The 935-nt window shown below is 58.3% G+C and carries 1 pseudogene; it reads left to right on the top strand.

Features of this window, described 5'->3' with window-relative positions:
* Positions 1-78: 78 nt before the first annotated feature.
* Positions 79-920 (top strand): annotated as a pseudogene (locus QQL28_RS45710) (IS5 family transposase).
* The last annotated feature ends 15 nt before the right edge of the window (positions 921-935 follow it).

Raw genomic sequence — 935 nt, 5'->3', positions numbered from 1 at the left:
AGTGTCTGTCCGGGAACATCTTGAATCATCGGAATCATTTGTGATTCAAGGGTGGCGGTCCGATTTGAAGGGGCGCCGATGTGGACGAAGGAGAGCCGTGGTCGTTACGACCGAAGCCGGCTACGCTATCCGAGCGATTTGACCGATGAGGAATGGGCGTTGGTGGAGCCGCTGATTGCGCCAGCCAAGCGAGGCGGCAACAAGCGCACGGTCGATGTACGCGAGGTGGTCAATGGCCTGATGTATGTGCTGAGCACCGGTTGCCAATGGCGAGCGATCCCGAAGGACCTGCCGCCGCGCAGCACGGTGCACGACTATTTTGACTTGTGGGCTTGGGACGGCACGCTCGATCGCATCCATCACGCGCTCTATGTACAATGTCGTGAGCTGGCCAACCGAGAACCCAGCCCGAGCGCCGCCATCATCGACAGTCAAAGCGTCAAGAGCGCGGAAAAAGGGGGGCGTGGATTGACCCGCATGGCTACGATGCGGGAAAGAAGATCAAGGGCAAGAAGCGCCACATCCTAGTCGATACCCAAGGCTTGCTGCTCCACGCCCTCGTGCACTCGGCCGACATCCAGGATCGTGACGGCGGGGTGCTGGTGATGGCCACACTGTTTGGCCTGCATCCATTCCTGCTGAAGCTCTATGCCGACGGCGGCTATCAAGGACCGATCTTTCAGTCCGCCGTTCGCAAAATTCTCCGGCAAATCGACGTGGAGATCGTCAAGCGCTCCGATATCGCAAAGGGCTTTGCGGTCTTGCCCAAGCGATGGATCGTCGAACGTACCATCGCTTGGTTCAACCGCTGCCGCCGCTTGGCCAAGGATTGGGAGTGCCTCAACCGAAACGCCTTGGCGTTCTTGTGCCTCGCTTCAATCCGCATCATGCTGAGAAAGCTTTGTCAAAAAAGATCATGATCCCGGACAGACTCT

Source organism: Bradyrhizobium iriomotense (genome assembly GCF_030160715.1).
GTDB classification, from domain to species: Bacteria; Pseudomonadota; Alphaproteobacteria; order Rhizobiales; family Xanthobacteraceae; genus Bradyrhizobium; species Bradyrhizobium iriomotense.
Note: the sequence above shows the minus strand (reverse complement) of the source record. Positions and strands in the feature narration are given on the sequence as shown.